The organism is Aestuariibaculum lutulentum (assembly GCF_032926325.1).
GTDB classification, from domain to species: domain Bacteria; phylum Bacteroidota; class Bacteroidia; order Flavobacteriales; family Flavobacteriaceae; genus Aestuariibaculum; species Aestuariibaculum lutulentum.
This window is the reverse complement of sequence record NZ_CP136709.1, coordinates 2,064,088-2,085,727: the sequence shown is the minus strand read 5'-3', so window position 1 is coordinate 2,085,727 and position 21,640 is coordinate 2,064,088. Positions and strand designations below refer to the sequence as shown.

The following is a 21,640-nucleotide window of genomic DNA, read 5'->3' as shown; positions in this document are numbered from 1 at the left end:
TACTAAAAATTTAAAAGGTTACATTCAATCCTAGGTTAATAGCTTTATTCAACGGATAACTGTATCCTGCATAACCAGTTTGAACCATCTCAGGGTCGAAGTCCTTCATATCAGGACTGTGCGTCCATAAATTGAATCCATTTACATACATTCTTAGGTTATCAATCTTAATTTTATCGGTAACCGATTTAGGTAAAGAATACCCTAATTCTATTGTTTTTAAACGCACATAATCTGTTTTATGCAACCAATAAGTATTTGGTTGATTTACCCAGTATTCACCTGTTCTGTTATAAGTTCTTGGATGCTCTGTACTAGGATCTAACTCTGTCCAGCGGTTGTCGTAAAAACTCTTAAGATAATTACCGAACTCACCTGATTCTGTTCCTTGATAGAACACACCTCCAAGAGCTCCTTGAAATAATAGGTTTAAATCGAAACCTTTAAATCCGAAATTCATATTTAAACCTCCGGTAAATAATGGCGTGCGGCTTTTATCGTATCGCACCATATCTTTGCCGTCTAAAACACCATCTTCGTTGTAATCTTCAAAAATGATATCTCCAGGTCTTGCTCCTGCTAAATGCGGATACGCATCTATTTCATCTTGATTTTGGAATATTCCAATCGCATTATAATATAAAGAAGCTCCTAGTGGTCTTCCTGTTGATTGTTGGTATACAGGTGCTCCAGGCGGTTCATCCCAGAAAAGTACTTTGTTTTTAGCATATACTCCGTTTACCCCAACACTATAAGTGAAAGCCGATGAATTATTACTGTACACTACATTAAAATCGAAACCTTTATTCTCGAATTCTCCTATGTTTTCATCTGGCAAGCTTAAACCTGTAGAGTTAGGTACTGAAGCATTTCTGCGAGCAAGAATATCGGTACGCGTATTTTCAAAATAATCGGCAGTAAGCGTTAATTTTCCATCAAAGAAATGTAAATCAACACCAACATCTTTTTGTGTAGCCGACTCCCAGGTTACCCCTGTATTTGGAACCACACCTTCATAAAGTACTTTATTGAATTGTGTTCCTCCATTAGAAACAAACGATAATCCTCCAAAAGAATATGATGACAAGTATTGATATGGAGAAATTAAATCGTTACCTGTTTGACCCCAAGATGCTCTGAATTTAGCAAAATTGATAAACGGAATGTTTTTTTGCCAAAAACCTTCTTTAGAAATGACATACCCTAAAGATACCCCTGGGAAAAACCCATAGCGACTGGATTGCTCAAAAATATAAGAAGCCTGATATCTCCAAACAAACTCAGCCAAATACTTATCCTTATAACCATAATTGGCTCTACCAAAATAGTTTAAACGTGTTTCTTCATATGCAGAACCACCGTTATTTATATCTTCTAAACCTCCGGCGAATAATTGATCGACCGCTGTTGACACAAAGTTTCTTCTAAAAGCCCAGAAGTCACTTCCTTTACCTTCAATTCGTTCTACACCTCCCATTAATTTTAAGCTGTGATCATCTGAAAAACTACTTTCATAATTAATCATTCCTCTGGTAAGTATATTTTGATTATCCCTTGCAGATTGACGTAATCTTGGGTCATCAAGACCTTGTTCAGAACCCACCAATAACGGATCGCCATTATCATCATAACTTACATTATCCCAAGAATACACAGTCCATGGTGTACTCCAGTTCTTAACAAAATTGAATGACTTATCTAAAGAGGCGTTTAAATTTACCGATAAACCTTTTACACCAGGAATATCGATATTCAATTGAAAATCGGAGTTTAAAACATACCATCTATCTTTTGAATATCCCGTATCATCTGTAACTAAAACCACAGGGTTATCTCCTCCTTCCATACCAGGTCCTGGTAAACCATTTGGCCAATAAGCTGGAATGATAGGCTTAGACCTCATAAGTTTATTAAATATCTCAGGAGCGCCACGTTGCGGAAAGTTTCTATCTTCATATCTTCCTGAAGTGTTCATTCTAAAATTGATATAATCATTAATTTTTATATCAAGGTTAGATCGCATGTCATATTGCTCAAATTTAGTTGAACTATTTCTGTAGAATGCGTCTTGAGACTTAGATGAAAGACTCACAAAATACTTAGTATTTTCAGTCCCTCCACTAATAGAAAGGTTGTTATAAGTTTGTGCCGACCAAGGTTTTAAAGTCTCTTTAATATAATCGCTATTAGGATAATTCCAAGGATCAGATCCATCTCTGAACTTCTGAATTTCATCTGGTGAATATCTTGGTCCTCGTCCTGCATAAAGATCGATTTCATTTAACAAAGTCGCATACTCTGCTGAATTAGTTAATTCAGGCATTACAGTCGGACGAGTTAAACCGTAATTCGTAGTAAAGTCTATTTTTGGCTTACCTGGCGTACCACGTTTGGTTGTGATCAGAATAACTCCATTCGCCGCCTGTGCTCCATAAATAGCTGCAGAAGCATCTTTAAGTACAGACATACTTTCGATAGTACTTGGATCTATTCTTTCTAAAGATCTTCCAGGCACTCCATCAACAACTATTAATGGTGAAGCATTTCCAAAAGTATTAACACCACGAATAAGAATTGACACTCCGTCATAACCTGGTTCACCACCATTGGACACTGCAACAACACCAGGTAATCTTCCTGATAACCCCTGACTAACATTGGTTACAGGAATACTTTTTAATTCTTTACCTTTTACTGAAGAAACAGCTCCCGTTAATGTTGTTTTCTTTTGTGTTCCAAAACCTACTACAACTACCTCATCTAATTGTGCGGTATCTTCCTCCATGGTTACATTAATGGTGGACGTTCCTGCTACCGTTACTTCTTGTTGTTTCATACCTACATATGAAAATAGAAGTATATCTCCTTCCTTTACATCTGAAATAGTGTACTGTCCGTCAAAATCTGTGGCAGTACCGTTAGAAGTTCCTTTTACTATAATGGTAACTCCCGGAACCGGCATACCTGCACCATCTACAACAGTACCGGATATTGATTTCTGCTGCTCAAGTGCAAATGTTGCACAAACAGACATTAAAATTAAAATAACTGTTAGCCAGTTGGCCTTAGTTACTTTTTGCAAACACGGTTTGAAACCGTGAAAACATCGCTTTTCATTCATAATTAGTTTAGTTTAAGTTGCTTTTTATTTTTTATGAAGTAGAAATATTACTACTATAATCTCCTCTTAATTTTTATCACTTGCTCTTATTCCTTATCATCTCATTGTTTAATTTATGTTGTACTTCCTTTTGTTTCCACTAAAGTATTTCGAAGTAAATAATTCAAGAATCTCAAATCAGTCAAATAGTGTCTGTATTTCACAACCCTCTATTTTTCAGCAAAAAAACAGTCTTATATTTACTTTATTCGGGCCCATGTATTAGTTTGGATAGAATCCTTTACAACCAGCCAAACGTGGTTGTAAATACCAAAACTGTCACTATAAATACCATTAGATTGTTTATTCTTACTCAATTTTACCAAAACAACATTCTCCCCTTCACTTTGCAAATAAGACGTTATGTCGCTTTCGAAAATTTCTGATGTATTATGATTAACACTAAGACATTTCCCGTTTATATAGATTTCATAAGGATTCGAAATCCCCTGAAACTTAATCCATATATTTTTACCATTCCATGATTCTGGGATATCAAAATGCTTTCTGTAACAGACTACTTTCGTTTCACCTGAAGGAATCCTTGTTATTGTGTGCGATTTTAAAAGACCGTAGTCTTTATTGCAGTCGTGAGGTAAGTCTAAATTTCTCCAAACCTTATCATTAATATCCTCTGGAATATTAGTATTCCCATAATAAAATTTCCAGTTTAAATCGAAAAGCTGAGTTTTAACCACTTCTTTTTCCTGGGTATCACACCTTGAAAAACATGCCAAAACCACCAGATAGATTAACAAATATGTTATAGTATTTTTCAAAATAAAATTTGATTACAACGTACAAAGAGCCATTTAAAATTTAACTCTGAGTAAAACTACCAATACGTAGTTCCGGAAGACATCGTTAATTCGTCAATCGTAGCTTGAAAACTCGTCAAACTATAATTCTGTTAAAAAGGACACGTGGAGGGCTTGTCTATTTTATTTAAATTTACATATCGACTAAACATTTCAAGCACGCTATACAAATGAATTATTGTAAACTATTTGCCATTATTTCTTTTTTTATTATTAGTTCTTTCGTAACTGCTCAAGAAATTCAAATTGAAAAATTAGGAATAGAAAAAGGACTTTCTAACAGCAACATATCCTGTATTACTCAAGACAGAGAAGGTTTTATATGGATTAGCACAAAAGATGGTTTAAATAGATTCGACGGGAGTAATTTTAAAATTTTTAAAACAACTGACAATGAAGAAAACTCCATTTGCAGTAACATTCTCAACCATGTTTATGCTGATGAATTTGATGACGTCGTGTGGATTGGTTCAGAAAAAAATGGTGTCGATGCCTACAATTATAAAACCCATACATTTAAACATTTTGAACATAATTATGATTCACCTGAAGAAAATTCTATTAGTGCCAATGGAATCACCCATATTGATGCTGATGAAGCAGGCAATATTTGGTTCGCAACTTACGATGGCGGCATAAATGTATTAGATAAATCAAATAATAAGTTTACCTATTACAATACAGATAATACTAAAGGCTTAGGATCAAACTTCAATTGGTGTCTTTACTATGATGACCCTGAAAACATATACATAGGCCATGTTAATGAAGGTTTTAGCATATTAAATTCAAAAACGAAAACGGCCATAAACTACAGACACGACCCGGAAAACCCTTCTTCACTTGTTAATAACACAGTCACTTCGATCACTAAAGATTTTAAAGGGCGTATTTGGATAGGTACCCGAGAAGGCCTCACATTATATGATCCGGCTAGTACGAAAATGATTAATTTTCAGCACGATCCAAAAAATCCAAATTCGCTATCAAACAACTTTGTTCAACAAGTCATTGAAACAAAAGAACATAAACTTTACATTGGTACTGAGGGAGGCGGATTAAATATTTTAGATTTAAACGACTTAACCTTTAACTTTAATCTATCCGATTTAAAATTTAGCCACATACTGGAATCAGACACTTCCAATGGATTATCCAGTTTATCCGTTCAAACCATTGCCCAGGATTCTTTTGGAAATATTTGGCTTGGTGGGCAAGGAAGTAATTTAAATTTTATTTCAAGCAAGCCAAATCAATTTAACAAAATCACCTATCTGCCATATATTTCAAACCATAATAGCTTGAACAATTCGTGGGCGCATAGCCTTTGCTTTGATGAAGACCAAAATATTTGGGTTGCAAATGGCTCAGGTGGTCTGGCTATCTATAAAAATGAAAATAAAATTAGACAATACGATTATATAGATATCAATTTTAAAAATGAAAACATTATAAGTACTTACCAAGGACAGCAATACACCTGGATAGGAACATCAGACGGCAGAATTTATTACTACGATAAACAACAAAATAAATTTAACAGACTAGCCTGTTTTAGCGACATAGAAAACACGCCGGTATACTCCTTTTTTGAAGATTCTAAAAATAACATATGGATAGCTACCGATAAAGGCTTACATAAATATAATACCGAACTAAAAACCTGTGATATTTACACCGATAAGAATTCTGAGTTGCCAGATAATATCATTAGGGCTATTTCCGAAGACGGCGAGGGTAATTTATGGGTGGGAACCTATATTGGAAACTTAAGTGTTTTTAATGAAGCCTTCAATTTAATTAAAGAATACAATCCTTCGTATGCCTTTTATGCAATTAATTGCATTTATAAAGATTCTAAAAACCGCATGTGGATTGGTAGTCAAAACGACCTGTTCTTAATTAAAAACCATAACGACGACTCCATTTTACGAATAGGTGAAATTTCGGGTTTGGCCGAATCAAATATAAGAGCCATTACCGAAGGCAAAAACGAAAATACAATCTGGTTTAGCACGATTAATGGAATTAGCAAAATTGAGATTAATACCATGCATGTTACCAACTACAGTTTTAATGATGGAATTGTACATGGTGAATACCTATACAGATCTGTAGCAAAAACTAACGATGGCAATCTGTTTTTCGGGTCTCAAAATGGAATTACCTGGTTTAATCAAGACATTGAAATTCCCTCTTTCGAATCACCAAAACCAAGTATTACAAGTATTTTAACCCCAATCAACAAAAACAACCTCAATCAATTTAAGGCTATACCTTTTAACCAAAAACTAAAACTAAACCACAACCAAAATACACTTCAAATAAAATTTAATATTCTTGATTATGCATTAACCGATATGGCTGAATTTGCTTATGAAATGAAAGGCCTCGATCAAGGATGGTTTCTATTAAAAAACGAGAGAGAAGTTACCTTTAGAAATTTAAAACCAGGAAACTATGTTTTCAATCTAAAATCGAAAATAAAAAACAGTGAATGGTCAGATCAGCTAAACACCATATTTATAGAAATCGATCCTCCTATCTGGCTTTCCTGGTGGATGAAACTTATTTATTTAATTGTTTTTTCGGCAATCTTTATTTTAGTTTCCAGATTTTACCAAAGAAAATTAAAAGTTGAAAACGCACTGATTTTAGAGAAAAAAAGCAGACAACAGGAGCATGATTTAAATGAAGACAAGCTTAAATTCTTCACAAACATCACCCATGAACTAAGAAGCCCAATGACGCTAATTCTGGGGCCTTTAGAAGACTTGATTTCTGAAAACTCCTTGACAGAAGACCAGTCGAAAAAACTTCAAATGATTCAGCGAATTGCCAATCGATTATTGAACATTGTAAACCAGATTCTTGAATTTAGAAAATCTGAAAATAAAAACAGAAAACTTAGTGTTATAAAAGACGACTTAAACCAATACATTCATGAAATTGGTATAAAATATAAAGACCTCAATCAAAACAAAGCCATTGATATTCAAATTAATGAGCCTAAACAAAAAACAGAAATGTTTTTCGACCCTAACGTGGTTACAATTATTATTGACAATCTTATTTCAAACGCTCTAAAATACACGCAAAAAGGCTCGATTACTGTAGATTTCAACAATTACTTAGAGGATAATATCGATTATACAGAAATAACCATTTCAGACACTGGTTATGGCATTTCTAAAGAAGATTTACCCCATATTTTTGACCGATACTACCAAGCCAAGAATGTTTCTCACCCGGTTAAAGGTACCGGAATAGGTTTAGCTTTAGTGAAAAATATGGTCGAATTACATGAAGCTAATATTGAAGTTTCCAGTGAGTTGAACCAAGGCACCACATTTAAAATTAAATTCTTAACCAATAACAGCTACCCCGATGCCATACATTATTACCCGGAAGAACCAGAAAATGAAGAAGATGACAAAAATGTTGTTTTAATTGTAGATGACGATCAGGATATCATTCAATATATAAAAGAATCACTAAGCGATACTTATAATATCATTTCTGCCGAAAATGGTAAAGTTGGTCTCGAATTGGCTAAAGAATCGATTCCTGATATCATTATTAGTGATGTCATGATGCCAATTATGGACGGTATAGACATGTGTAAACACCTAAAACAAGATATCGACACGAGTCATATTCCTGTTGTTTTATTAACTGCTAAAGTGTCTTTACATGATCAAAAAGTGGGTTACGATGTGGGGGCAGATTCCTATTTAACAAAACCGTTTAGTAGTAACCTTTTAAAAAGCAGACTCAAAAACATCATAGATACCAGAAAACAATATTCTTTAACCAGTGTTTCTAAATTTAAACAAAAACAACAACTGCTAAATGAATCGGTAGGTGAATTGGATAAGGAGTTTTTAAATAAATTAACTGAAGTAATTGAGGAAAACTTAGAAGATGAAAAAATGAACATTTCCTATGTTGCTGCACAGTTAAACATGAGCCATTCCACGTTATATAGAAAAATTAAAGCCTTAACAGATTTAACTGCCAACGAATTCATTAGAAAAGTTCGCATTAACTACGCAGAACAACTTTTAATGACCGGGCAGTTTAATATTTCTGAAATCATGTATCAGGTTGGGATTAATAGTAGTAGCTATTTCAGGCAATGTTTCAAGGAAGAATTTGGAACCAACCCAAGCGAATATCTACAAAAGCTAAAAGACAGCTAAACTAAATTTCCTTTTCTAACCTTTTGTAAAGCCGTATGAACATATCTCATTCGGCTTTTTTTATTCCTCCTTTATAAATGACCAATTACTAATTCCTTCTTGGCGAATTTCAGATGCTCTTTCGATTTATATTTCCTTACAATTGATACGCATGTAAATTTTCAATTCAACTAACTATTTAATAATTAAAATATGAAACTATTAAAACTAATTATCACCCCTATTGTCTTACTGATATTCCAGTCTACCATAGGGCAAAATTATAAGCAAGACCACTTATATTACGGCGTTGCTTATTACGACGAATACATGCCATACGAACGTTTACAAAAAGACATTGACATGATGAAAGATGCCAATATCAATTTCGTTCGTATTGCAGAATCCACCTGGAGCACCGTTGAACCTCAGGATGGCGTTTATGATTTTTCCAGTATCGACAGAGTATTAGATGCCATGTATAAAAATGGCATTGGTGTCATCTTCGGAACACCTTCTTACGCCATCCCTGCGTGGTTAGCACATAAACATCCCGAAATTTTGGCCACTACACCAGATGGAAATACAAACGTTTACGGGCCACGTCAAAACATGGATATATCACATGAAACTTATCGTTTTTATGTAGAACGCGTTATTCGTAAAATGATGGAGCATGTAAAAGATCATCCGGGTATTATAGGATATCAGGTAGACAATGAAACCAAACACTTTAATACCGCTGGAGAACCAGTTCAAGAAAAATTTGTCGCTTATATGAAAGACAAATTTAAATCTTTAGATAGCATTAACGCAAAATATGGTTTAGACTATTGGAGTAACCGCATAAATTCCTGGGAAGAGTTTCCTTCGGTTAACGGCACCATAAATGCCAGTTTAAGATCGGAATTTGAACATTTTCAACGCTTGTTAGTTACAGATTTCCTTACCTGGCAAGCTAATATTGTACGTGAATATTCAAAACCAAATCAATTTGTGACACATAATCATGACTTGGAATGGCGAGGCTACTCATTTGGTATGCAACCCGATGCCGACCATTTTGAAATTGACCAAGCCATGGATGTTGTTGGTATTGATATTTACCATCCAACTCAAGACCATTTAACAGGCATTGAAATCTCGTTTGGCGGCGATATGGCACGCTCCTTTAAAAACGGGAACAGTTACTTTGTTATTGAAACAGAAGCTCAAGGTTTTGCAAAATGGACTCCCTATCCGGGGCAATTGCGTTTACAGGCCTTCAGCCATTTAGCCTCAGGAGCTTCCATGGTTGGGTACTGGCATTGGCACTCCTTACACAACGCCATTGAAACCTACTGGAAAGGGTTATTAAGTCACGATTTTGAACCCAACCCAACATATAACGAAGCTAAAACTATTGGGGCAGACTTTAAACGTTTAAATGACCATCTTCTAGGATTAAAAAAGAAAAATGATGTTGCTTTTTTTGTGAGTAATGAAGCTATGACGGGGTTTGACGACTTTAGCTTTGGCTGGTTCAGTTCTGAAAAATACAACGACATTGTGCGTCCGTTTTATGATGCGCTTTATAAAATGAACGTTGGCGTTGATTTTGTAGACCCTTCAACCATTGAAAAGCTAAGCAATTATAAAATGATTGTCGTTCCAGTCTTATATGCTGCCTCTAATGATATCCTGAATGCCTTGAATAAGTATGTTGAAAATGGAGGTCGCATTGTATATACTTTTAAATCTGGTTTTTCTGATGAAAATGTAAAAGTTCGGCATACCAAACAACCCGGAATAATAAGAAAGGCTACAGGAAATTACTATAGTCAATTTGCCAGACCTGAACATGTATCTATTAAAGGTGACAACTACGGATTAAACGAAAACGATGAAGAAGTTAAATACTTCATGGAGCTTCTTACCACCGACGACAACACGCAAGTATTAGCCTATTACGACCACCCTTTCTGGGGTCAATATGCTGCAATTACCGAAAACCAATACGGAAATGGTGTTGCTACGTATATTGGATTTATGCCTGGTGACAAACTCATAACCGAAATTTTAACAGACCAGCTTAAAAAAGCTAATCTTTGGGGCATTGATCAGGAATTGGAATATCCTCTTATTACAAAGTCTGGAACTAACAGACAGGGTAAAACGATTCGATATTTCCTTAATTATTCTCAAGAAAAACAATCGTTTAAATATCAATATAGAAAAGGAATAGAGCTTCTTTACGGAGCAAAAATTCAACATAATCAAACTTTAGATCTCGAACCCTGGGGTGTTAAAATTATAGAAGAAAACTAAAATCTAGTTCCATTAAAAAAAGCTGCATGAATTACCATGCAGCTTTTTTATTTTCTTTTATTTTCTAATTACTTTTTTATAATCTTTTTTGTTACCTGTGATTCTTCGGTCGTTACATGTAACAAATAAATTCCTGAATTCAGTTGACTCATATCCAATTCATAAGTATTGGCTCCTAAAGCCGTTTTACTTACAAATATTAGCCTACCATTTAAGTCCATTATATTTATTCCTGATGGCTCTTTACTAAACTTAACAGTTAATCTACCTGATGTAGGATTAGGAAAAACAGACAAGTCTAAAAGTGCTGTTGTATCTTCTTCTAAACTTAAAGTCTTTGTGTTTACAGATGATTTTGCACTACTTGAACAATTATAAGTCATTTGAGAATCATTATATGCTAAACTACTATGAGTGGCATCACTAATACAAAAGTTAACAACTACACCTCCTTTGGCGGTAGATGATGTTTGAAAGCTAACAACACCATTAGAACCTGAAATTCCAGTTACGGATTCATTCCATGTGCCTGAAAAATATCCAGTTACAGTGGCTCCAACAACAGGATTAGATAAATCATCTACTAACACAACCTCTGCAGAACCATACTTACTTCCTTTTCCTGCTCCTATAGTTCCTGTAACAACAGATTGCACACTAAACGTAGTCGCCTCACCAACTGTAATTCCTGCCAAATCTGCAATTTCAGTAGCAGACAACGGATAATTGTAAACTCTAAAATCATCCACTGAAGCATTTAATGCCGGATCTGGATACTGACTTCTTCCTATATAATTTTGGATGGGTTTAAAATCATTAGGACTCAAAACAAAGCCTGCATTGCTATCAACCAAACCTCCATTAACATACAAAGCGGCTCCATCTGCACCTAAAGTTACTGCTACATGCGTCCACTCTCCTGTTGCGATACTTGGGCCATAAAGATTTTCTTCGGCGCCATTATACTTAATTCCATATTGAATACCTCCTGTCCATGAATCTGGCGTTAAAAACATATATTCATCTGTACCATTTCCGAAATCAAAAACACGTTGCCATTGGCCACCACCATTATAGTAAATCCAAGTGGCAACTGTAATTTCCTGATGACTGGCAATATCTGCAGGAAGCTGAACAAAATCTTCAGCACCATCTAAATTAATTGATCCAGATCCCTCTTTTCCAGCACCATATGAAGGTTCGCCATAAGTTGCACCGTGATTTAGGTTAACCGAGCTATCTAAAGTATTTCCATCAAAACTAATTTCTGTAACAATGTTATTCGCTCCAGTTGCCGTAGCCGAAACCTGATTTGAATAATCCGAACGGTTTAACGAACCATCAATCGCCTTAATTTGATAAAAATATGGCACCCCTTCTAATGCAGCATTATCGACAAATGAGGTTGCAGTTACATTTCTGGCTATGGTATTGTAAGCGCCATTGGCACTTTCAGCTCTAAAAATAGTGTACCCTGCAACATCACTTTCTGAATTGGCTGTCCAATCTAGTTTAATTGAAGAGCCCTGAGCTGTTGCTACTAAATTAGCTGGCGCATTAGGCGGATTAAATTCAATAGGAGCACCAACAGGAAGGAAACGCCATTGCTGATCATAACTACCATCTTTACCCCATTGTACCACATTAGTTCCTTCAATATCAAGACATTTTGAACTTTCTCTGCTTCGAATGTAAAACCAGCCATCTTCAGCATAATCTAAATACCATTGCTGATTTCCATATTGCCCGGCAGACCATTGGTGAATATTACCCCCATCATCCAGACTAAAGCCACTAAGATCTAAATACTTTGTACTACTTGAAGCCGGTTGAAATTTAAAATAACTAAAATCACCCCCTACTCGGCTATCTACAGGCGTTACATCCCACTGTTGTGATGTTGCTCCTGAATAACTTAACAGGCCTACATTCGATCCGTCCTGAGCAGCATTACCTTCAATACTCATGACCTGTTCGTTTGCTCTGTTTACCAAAACATAACGTCCATCGATTACAGGTTGAATGTCGTCTCCCCAGGTAATATTTATAACGCGTTCTGCGTTGGTTTGACCATTACCATAACTTCCAGGTGCCCCTCCAGGCATTTCCAATACAAATTCACGTTGTGGTCCATAACCATCATAATAAACTGCTCGATCTTTAGATATGTAATTGAATGTTGTTGTTACGGCCTGTCTTTCGGAAGTTCCTCCAAAAGCCTGTATTTTCCCTTCCGGTGAACGATATACCGCAGCAGCAGTCCAGTTTGCTCTATGTTCTGCATACCCTAAACGCTGACCATCAAAAGCCTTTACCATCTCACCACTAGCTAAGTCAATATCTGCCCACCAAATTCCAGTTTGCATACCATATTCATAGCCAACTAAAGCTTCAACAATATTGTGTAGTTCATCAAGAGAAGCATGATGTCCATTAGACCTAACACTTTGTAAAAAACTAGCATAACCATCAAAACTCCCCGCCAACTGATGCGTATTTCCTTCATCAACACCTGCAGGTATTAAATAATCATACCAGCCTTGTGCTTCATCACAGTTTAAAGTATTCCCTCCAGAAAGACGTACATTATTAAAAAGAGGATTACTATTCAATAAGGCAGTAATGTCATACATATCTTGAGCAGAACCTTGTCCCCATCCATAATCTGGTTCATTAAATGCGCCTACGGTTATAACATTGTGCCCTGCATCTAAATACCTTTGTGTTGATACCTCAATTAACTTTTCCCATCGTGCCGGGTATCCCACATAATATGGATCGACAGAAGGATGATCACAATTCAACGCCAAATCTGTGTTTGGACCAACGTAGGTATTTATTAGATATAGTCGATAATTTAAATCGTCAATCTGTTCTTGAGTTAAATCGGTATCATTCACCAAGGGAAAGGTTGGTTGAAATGAAGCCCTCACAATATCGATTTGATCTAAACCCATAAAAAGAATATTACGACGAAAGGCTTGTTCATTTGCCCAGGCCAAATCTGCACCAAACTCCACAGTTTTTGATATACCTGTATCGGTAATATCGAAAGGAACTGAGCGATCTGCAGCAGGTTGGGCAACGAGATTATCACTCGAACTTGCCGTTTGAGCATGAATCTTTGAAATTGAAATTTCTAGCAATGTTAGAACCGCAAAAAACGCGATTTTCTTAAATGTAATTTGTTTTAACATAATTAATTAGTTTAGTTTAGTTTAGTTCTTTCCTAAAAGGGATTTCCTTTTACGGCACTTTACAAAGTTGGCTAGATACTGAACAAAACAGCGACACGAATCGTTCAATTTAACATCACAAATTCTTCAATCTATTGAACAACAAGTATTATCCAGAGATGAAGTTGTAATTTCGTTCTTGTAAACATCAAACTAAATAAACTTTAGACATCCTATTATTTGAAATGAAAAACTTAATAATTACCATCTCGCTCATCATTAGCATAACCTCATGTAAAGATCAAACTCAAAAAAAGCCAGACACAAATACATTTGAACCGAACTGGAGCTCCTTACAACACTATGAAACTCCTGAATGGTTTAGAGATGCCAAATTTGGAATATGGGCACATTGGGGACCTCAATGTCAGCCTGAATCGGGAGATTGGTATGGCAGACACATGTATAGCCAGGGACATTGGCAATATAATTCGCATATTAAACAATATGGACATCCGTCTAAATTTGGTTTTAAAGATGTTATCAATGAATGGAAAGCAGAAAAATGGAATCCAGAAAAACTGGTTGCTCTTTATAAGCGTGCTGGTGCTCGTTACTTTTTTGCTATGGGAAACCATCATGATAACCTAGATTTATGGGATAGTAAATACCAAAAATGGAATTCTGTTGCTGTAGGCCCTAAAAAAGATATCCTAACAGGATGGAAACAAGCCGCTAAAAATAATGGATTACCTTTTGGTGTTAGCATCCATTCATCCCATGCCTGGAGATGGTATGAAACATCTCAAATGAGCGACAGCGAAGGGAAATATAAAGGAATCCCTTATGACGGAACCCTAACAAAAGAAGATGGCATAGGGCAATGGTGGGAAGGTCTTGACCCACAAAACCTTTATGCTCAAAATCATGATTTAAGCACAAACAGTGAAGACTTAAACAGCATTATGGAACAGTGGGATTGGAATCATGGATCTAGTATACCTACAAAAGAGTATTGCACAAATTTTTACAATCGTACCATAGATATGATAGACCAATTTCAACCCGATTTAATCTATTTTGATGATACTGCACTCCCCCTATGGCCCTTTAGCAATGTTGGTTTAGATATTGCTGCCCATTATTATAACTCAAACATGAAACAACATCAAGGTAAATTAGAAGCTGTTTTATTTGGTAAAATCTTAAGCGATCAACAAAAAGAATGCATGGTTTGGGACGTAGAACGTGGTGCTCCGAATGATATTCAGGATAAGCCATGGCAAACCTGTACTTGCATCGGGGCATGGCATTACGACAGAGAGATATATAATCGTAATAGCTATAAATCAGCCAAAACAGTAACCCAAATGCTGGTTGATATTGTTAGTAAAAACGGAAATCTTCTGTTAAGTATACCTATAAGAGGAGATGGATCCATCGACGAACATGAATTAAAAATTGTAGAAGATATTACAAAATGGATGGATATTAATAGTGAATGCATTTATGACACCAGACCATGGCATATTTATGGAGAAGGTCCAAAAACTGAACGTTCTAATCCATTAAAAGAACAAGGCTTCAATGAAGAACAAGGCATTCCCTATACAGATAAGGATGTTAGATTTACTAAAAAAGGTGATGCCCTGTTTGCCATTATTATGGAACTACCCGAAAACAATACCCCTGTAAAAATCAAATCACTAACCACCAAAAATCCGTATTTACAAATTAATAATCGAAATGTACAACTTCTTGGAGGGGATCTTAAATCCTTTAATTTCTCTTCAGATGGATTAATTATTGAATTAACTGAAAACCAAAAATTAATAGCGCCTTTGGTATTTAAAATTCAATAGCATATTGTAAACAACTAATCATTTAATTTCCTTTGACCTAAACCCTCATATCATAAAAGATAGAGGGTTTTCATTTTTCCATTCCTTGCTTAACCTATTATGTTAAACCTTGCATAAAAATTACACCACCCCTTTAAAAATCCATTTGACCGATTTGTAAATCTCTCTTGATGAATTTTAGACGGTCCTTTCAAGAATCTAATACTAATATTGAGAAAATGTTTCAGGTCAAAGGGAAATGAGCAATTAATTTATAAGAATGCTTTCAATATGAAAATAATAATGTTTGAATGGGATATTGCAAAAGGGAAAAAGTTGAATGGCAAGAATTTAATGATTGGACAACATCTGCCTAATCAAGAAACAAAACATTCAGTTTCAAAAGAAATTTATGGAATATCTATTGACTTAGTTGATGACTCGAAAAAAAACAAACTTAAAAGATTTTCATGTTCAGACAAGTACATTACCGGTAAGCCAGCAGAAATTTCAAAAAAGGAAGCAAGAACATTACTCATTAAGGAAATAGACAAAGCACTCGATTTAATGTTTGATAACCAACATATAGCCAACACAAACCGAGACTTAAACATTTGCAATTTAGAAGAAGATAAAGATGAAACTGAATTCGTGTTATAACCCCAATTTACCAGACCAAACTAAACCTAATAAGTGTAAAAATGGAGAACTAAACAATCTATTAACTATTTAAATTTTAATTATTATGAAAAAACAATTACACAAACTCATTATCCACCTTACTAAGATTGCAACGGTTGGATGCGTTACCCTTGGTGCTACATTTTTAAATGCACAAACCCCGATAACCGTTACAAATGGTGATTTTGAACTTCCAAACACAACAAAACAGCAAAATTGGAGTAATGTTCCTGGATGGAATTCAGATACTGCCGCTAGTGATTCAGGTGTTGAAGGGAGTGCAGGAAGCTGGACAGCTTTCATTATGAATAGTGACCCTTCAGTTTACAATCTAACAGATCATAATATTTCAGATGGTGAAGAATTTCAAATTAATGTTAACGTTTGGGATATTTGGAATGGACCTAAATTTATTGTAACACTCTACTATGATAACGGTAATGGAGTAAGAACTGTTTTGGGGACACAAACATTTGATATCGCACCAAGTACTACAGTACCTGTTTCATTTAGCGCTACAGCAACAGCGTCATCAGCAGGTTCTAAATTAGGGATTGAGTTTGACAACCTTTCCGGAGATGGTGGTGCAGGTTGGACAGGTTTTGACGATGTCACTTTAACAGTGTCATCAACTCTAGGAAATAAAGATTTTAAAACTGATGGCTTAAGCCTATATCCAAACCCTTCTAAAGACGGTTATTTTAATATCTCACTTAAAACCATTGATACTTCTGTTAATATAAAAGCCTATACCATTTTAGGAAAAGAAGTGTTTAATAAAAATTTCGCTCCTACTTCTAAAATAGTTGAAGTAAAACATAACTTAAAAGCTGGGATATACCTTATAAAAGTTAACGATTCTTCTACTTCTAAATTGATTGTAAAATAACATCCCTTTATAAATAAAGTTAACATTGCACATTTTAAAACTCCTCAATTATTTTGAGATTGAGGAGTTTTTATCTCCAAAAAATGATGAAAATCTCTAAGAAATTATCAAAAATAGTTTACCTTACCATTATCTTCCTTTTAGTTTCATACCTATCGACACAAGCTCAAACTAACAGTCTTCCTGTTACCGAAATTACTATAAACACCACCCCTGCCCAAAATATTGATACGTCGTGGAAGCAATTATTTAACTTTGAATGGAAATTTCAATTAGGTGATTTTCAAATTGATGAATCCACTCCTATTAATGATGCAGCGTGGAGGGCTGTTAATTTACCACACGATTATAGTATTGAAGGAAAAACGTCTGCAGGCAACCCTATGGGCAATGATGGCGGTTATTTTCCAGCCGGCATAGGTTGGTATCAGAAACATTTTCAAGTTCCAGCAGAGTGGCAAAACAAACAAATTGCTATCTACTTTGAAGGCGTTTACATGAACTCTGATGTCTATATTAATGGTGTTTCCTTAGGAAACCGTCCTTACGGATACTCTTCATTCTATTACGACCTTACCCCCTACCTTAACATAACCGGAAACAATACGATATCTGTTCGTGTTGACAATTCACAACACAAAAACAGCCGCTGGTATAGTGGTTCTGGTATTTATAGAAATGTTTGGCTTTTAGCAAAAGGAGATGTTCAAGTCCCTCACTGGGGATCTTCAATCAAAACAACTAATGTAAGTACTTCTCAAGCAACAGTAAATATAAAAGCATTAGTAAAAAATACCATGAACACTACAAAAAACGTTGTTTTATCATCTCAAATTGAAGGTGAAGGTTCAACTGAAAGTAATATACAAATAGCGGCAAATTCTGAGCAAACTGTAGAACAAACTATAGTCGTTAATAATCCGTTTTTATGGTCTACAGATGATCCCAATTTATACAAAGCCACTATACAAGTCCTTGAAAACAATGTCGTTATAGACGAAACAAAACACACCTTTGGTATACGTTCTATTGACTTTAGTGTTGAAAATGGATTTTTACTTAATGGCGAACCTATGTTAATTAACGGCGGCTGCGTACATCATGACAACGGCTGTTTAGGTGCCAAAGCTTATAATAGAGCTGAAGAACGAAAAGCAGAATTACTAAAATCTGCCGGATTTAATGCCGTTCGTACAGCACACAACCTGCCTTCCGAGGCTTTTCTCGACGCATGTGATCGTATTGGCTTACTGGTTATTGACGAATCTTTTGATGGCTGGCGTGTAAGTAAAACCACTTACGATTACGCTATGTATTTTGACCAATGGGCTATTCAAGATGTACAAGATATGGTGCGTCGCGACCAAAACCACCCATCCATTATCATGTGGAGTATTGGTAATGAAATTATTGAACGAACGTCTTCTGATGCTGTAAACACAGCCAGAATGTTATCAAATGCAGTCAAAGAAATTGATATCACACGCCCCGTAACCTCAGCTATGACAACTTGGGGACAAGGCTGGGAAATATTTGACCCACTTATGGCAGAGCATGATGTATGCGGTTACAATTACCAGATGCACGAAGCAGAATCAGACCATCAACGTGTTCCAAATAGAATCATCTTTCAATCAGAATCTTACCCTAAAGATGCGTTTTACAACTGGAATATGTCACAGCAACACAGCTATATTCTAGGTGATTTTGTTTGGACAGCGATGGATTACCTCGGCGAATCCGGTATTGGTCGTTACTACTATACGGGAGATACTCCTGGAGAACATTGGGATGCGAATCACTTTCCCTGGCATGGTGCCTATTGTGGGGATATTGACCTTATTGGTCATAGAAAACCTATTTCCTATTACCGCGAAATGTTATATAATGATAACAGAAAATTATATATGGCTGTTAAGGAACCAGCTCCTCTAGACGGTAGAGAGATTCACGAAACCTCTTGGTCTGTTTGGCCTACTTGGGAAAGTTGGACTTGGGATGGTTACGAAGGACTAAATATTGATGTGGAAATCTATTCAAAATACCCTAAGGTACGTTTATACTTAAACGATGTCCTTATTGGAGAAAAAAACACAAGTATTAATGAAGAATTTAAAACAGTATTTACACTACCTTATCAAGCCGGTACATTAAAAGCTATAGGTGTTGAGGATGGTAACGAAGTTGAGACAACCATTTTAAAAACCGCTGGTAAAGCTACCCAAATTAAACTTACTGCCGATAGACCTGGTATACAGGCCGATGGACAAGATCTAGTTTATATAACCGTAGAATTAACAGATGCTGAAGGAAATATTCAACCTAATACAGATGAAAGACTAGCTTTCGTAGTTGAAGGCGGCGGAGAAATTATTGGTGTTGACAATGCCAATTTACAAGACACCGATTATTACATGGCTTCAACAAGGAAAACCTGGAAAGGTCGAGCTTTGGTTGTTGTTAAAAGTGATGGAAACGGTAGTGATATTACCCTAAATGTAGGCTCTGCAGAATTAATGGCTGCAACCTTAGATAATATAGAACTTTCTGTATCAGCTCTAGATCCTATTTTTGATCCTGAAATAAAAGAATATACCGTTTATGTCGCTCAAGGTACAACTAGTATTGATGTAACAGGCATACCAACAGCTTCAAGTGCTACAGTATTAGGAAACGGTACAGCTACTTTAGTAAACGGTGTTGCCAACGTTAATCTAGAAGTTACATCCCCTGATGGAAATACAACCGAAACTTATATTGTTAATATACAAGAAGTAGATGGTACCAACTTTGCCATGTATTTACCTGGAGGCAATGGTTATAATAGTAACATCAAAATTTCAGGGCTAGAACTCAATTCTTTGCCTTTTACTATGGAAGTCTGGTTTAAACCCGAAGGCTCACAAACCTCTCGTTCTGGATTATTATTTGGAAGAAATCCTGCCAACAATGACAATGGAGGTATTCAGTATCTGGATAATAATAACATCATAGGTATGAGTAATTCTTCTGATGATTGGGATGGTATAAGTGCCGGGCAAGCAGCACCCGACCAATGGCATCATATCGCGTTTGTTGTAAATAATAATTCACGTCGCATTTATTTAGATGGTATTGAAACCTCACAAAATGATGTTAATATTGCGGTAGATTATTCTGCGAGCAATCTCTATATAGGATTCGACAATGTTGGTAATGATCGTGCATTTAAAGGTATAATTGATGAAGTACGTGTATGGAATACAGAACTTACCTATGAAACGATAGAGGCTAATGCCCTTAAAGTTTTAAAAGGTGACGAAGCCAACCTTATTGGGTATTGGCATTTCGATTTACCCAATAAGTCTCAAGCCATTGACATGACCAATAACAACCACGGTGTTATAACAGGAGGGATCTATGTGCCTTCATTCAAGCGTAACAATTTAAACTTAACAAGCCTTTCTATATCAGACGAAAATGGTTTTGTTAAGCAATTCGATCCAAGTTTAACTGAGCATCATGTTTTATTACCTGTAGGCACAACTTCAGTCAATATTGATGCTACAGCCGAAGACCCAAACACTAACTTATCCGGAATAGGAACCATCAATATAGAAGATCATGGAACCCTAACTATAACCGTAAACTCTGAGGACGGGGTTGAATCGAGTGAACATACTATTAAATATATTGTTGATGTTGATAATTGTACACTAATACATTCATACCCTTTTAATGACGGGACCGCTAATGACACTGTCGGCAATGCAGATGGAGTAATTTTTGGCGGAGCAATTGAAAATGGATTATACACAACTTATAATCAAGGAGATTTTATTAATCTACCTGGTAATGATATTGAAATAAACACATACCCTTCCATTACTATTGAATCTTTCGTTACTGCAGGATTAAATAATGCTGCATTCACCATGTTAAGCTATTTTGGAAATACAACCGGGTCTTTTGGAACCAATCATTATTATACCACTCTGATTAACGGAGGGCAAAGTAGTACGGCTATATCTTGTGGTAATTTCAATGCACCCTGGAACAATGAAACTAGAGTAAATGGAGCTGTACTGAACGATGGAAAAACATATCATTTAATTAGTACGATTGACCAAAATAACATCTCTTGGTATATTAACGGTATATTAATTGATCTAAAAACTCTGGCATCCCATAATTCCATTCAATTACTCGATAATACCTTAGTCTATTTATGCAAAAGTGGATATGCCAATGATGCGACATGGATTGGTTCTATTGATGAATTTAATATTTATAAAGGCATCATGACTGCCGAAACTATAGCCTTCAGAGCCAATAACGGACCATTGTCAACTACAACATGGAATCCTGATTTTTTAATTTATCCTACAGTATCTCAATCTGGAAAATTCACTATTAAAACCAATGGCACATTAACCCAAATTAGTGTTTACGATCTGGTTGGAAGAAAAATAAAACAATTTTCGAGTAGGTCAAATGAAATAATATTAAATTTATACACCTCACAAATGTACCTTGTTAAAGTCCAATCTGAAGGTTTTACAAAACTTTTTAAAATATTTAAGATCTAATATTACTTGAGGCTCAAAT

Annotated in this window: 9 protein-coding genes; 6 read left to right on the top strand and 3 right to left on the bottom strand. The window is 35.6% G+C overall.

Annotated elements, in window-relative coordinates; all coding sequences use genetic code 11:
- Positions 1-10 precede the first annotated feature (10 nt).
- Complete coding sequence (locus R1X58_RS08870) at positions 11-3,121, bottom strand: SusC/RagA family TonB-linked outer membrane protein (protein ID WP_240573536.1); 3,111 nt, start codon at positions 3,119-3,121, stop codon at positions 11-13.
- Positions 3,122-3,360: 239 nt separating this feature from the next.
- On the bottom strand, positions 3,361-3,939 hold the full coding sequence (locus tag R1X58_RS08865; RefSeq protein ID WP_240573537.1) for a sugar-binding domain-containing protein: 579 nt from the start codon (positions 3,937-3,939) through the stop codon (positions 3,361-3,363).
- 209 nt (positions 3,940-4,148) lie between these two features.
- Here R1X58_RS08865 and R1X58_RS08860 point away from each other — a divergent pair, with 209 nt between their 5' ends.
- Positions 4,149-8,180: a hybrid sensor histidine kinase/response regulator transcription factor gene (locus tag R1X58_RS08860; RefSeq protein ID WP_240573538.1), complete on the top strand. Its 4,032-nt coding sequence runs from the start codon at positions 4,149-4,151 to the stop codon at positions 8,178-8,180.
- Between the two features lie 192 nt (positions 8,181-8,372).
- Complete coding sequence (locus R1X58_RS08855; protein WP_240573539.1) at positions 8,373-10,466, top strand: beta-galactosidase; 2,094 nt, start codon at positions 8,373-8,375, stop codon at positions 10,464-10,466.
- A 68-nt stretch (positions 10,467-10,534) separates the two neighbouring features.
- Here the strand turns inward: R1X58_RS08855 and R1X58_RS08850 are convergent, their stop codons facing one another.
- Positions 10,535-13,663, bottom strand: a complete 3,129-nt coding sequence (locus tag R1X58_RS08850) for an RICIN domain-containing protein (RefSeq protein WP_240573540.1) — start codon at positions 13,661-13,663, stop codon at positions 10,535-10,537.
- 224 nt (positions 13,664-13,887) lie between these two features.
- Here R1X58_RS08850 and R1X58_RS08845 point away from each other — a divergent pair, with 224 nt between their 5' ends.
- The 4 genes from R1X58_RS08845 (at position 13,888) to R1X58_RS08830 (ending at position 21,621) form a co-directional block, all read left to right on the top strand.
- Entirely contained in the window at positions 13,888-15,504 is a 1,617-nt protein-coding gene (locus R1X58_RS08845) for an alpha-L-fucosidase (protein WP_240573541.1), read from the top strand.
- Between the two features lie 270 nt (positions 15,505-15,774).
- Positions 15,775-16,143 carry a hypothetical protein gene (locus R1X58_RS08840; RefSeq protein WP_240573542.1) on the top strand — a complete coding sequence of 123 codons (369 nt, stop codon included), beginning with the start codon at positions 15,775-15,777 and terminating at the stop codon, positions 16,141-16,143.
- A gap of 85 nt (positions 16,144-16,228) precedes the next feature.
- Complete coding sequence (locus R1X58_RS08835; RefSeq protein ID WP_240573543.1) at positions 16,229-17,053, top strand: T9SS type A sorting domain-containing protein; 825 nt, start codon at positions 16,229-16,231, stop codon at positions 17,051-17,053.
- Positions 17,054-17,136: 83 nt separating this feature from the next.
- A complete protein-coding gene (locus R1X58_RS08830; protein WP_240573544.1) occupies positions 17,137-21,621 on the top strand; it encodes a LamG-like jellyroll fold domain-containing protein in 4,485 nt (1,494 codons plus the stop codon).
- Positions 21,622-21,640: the final 19 nt, after the last annotated feature.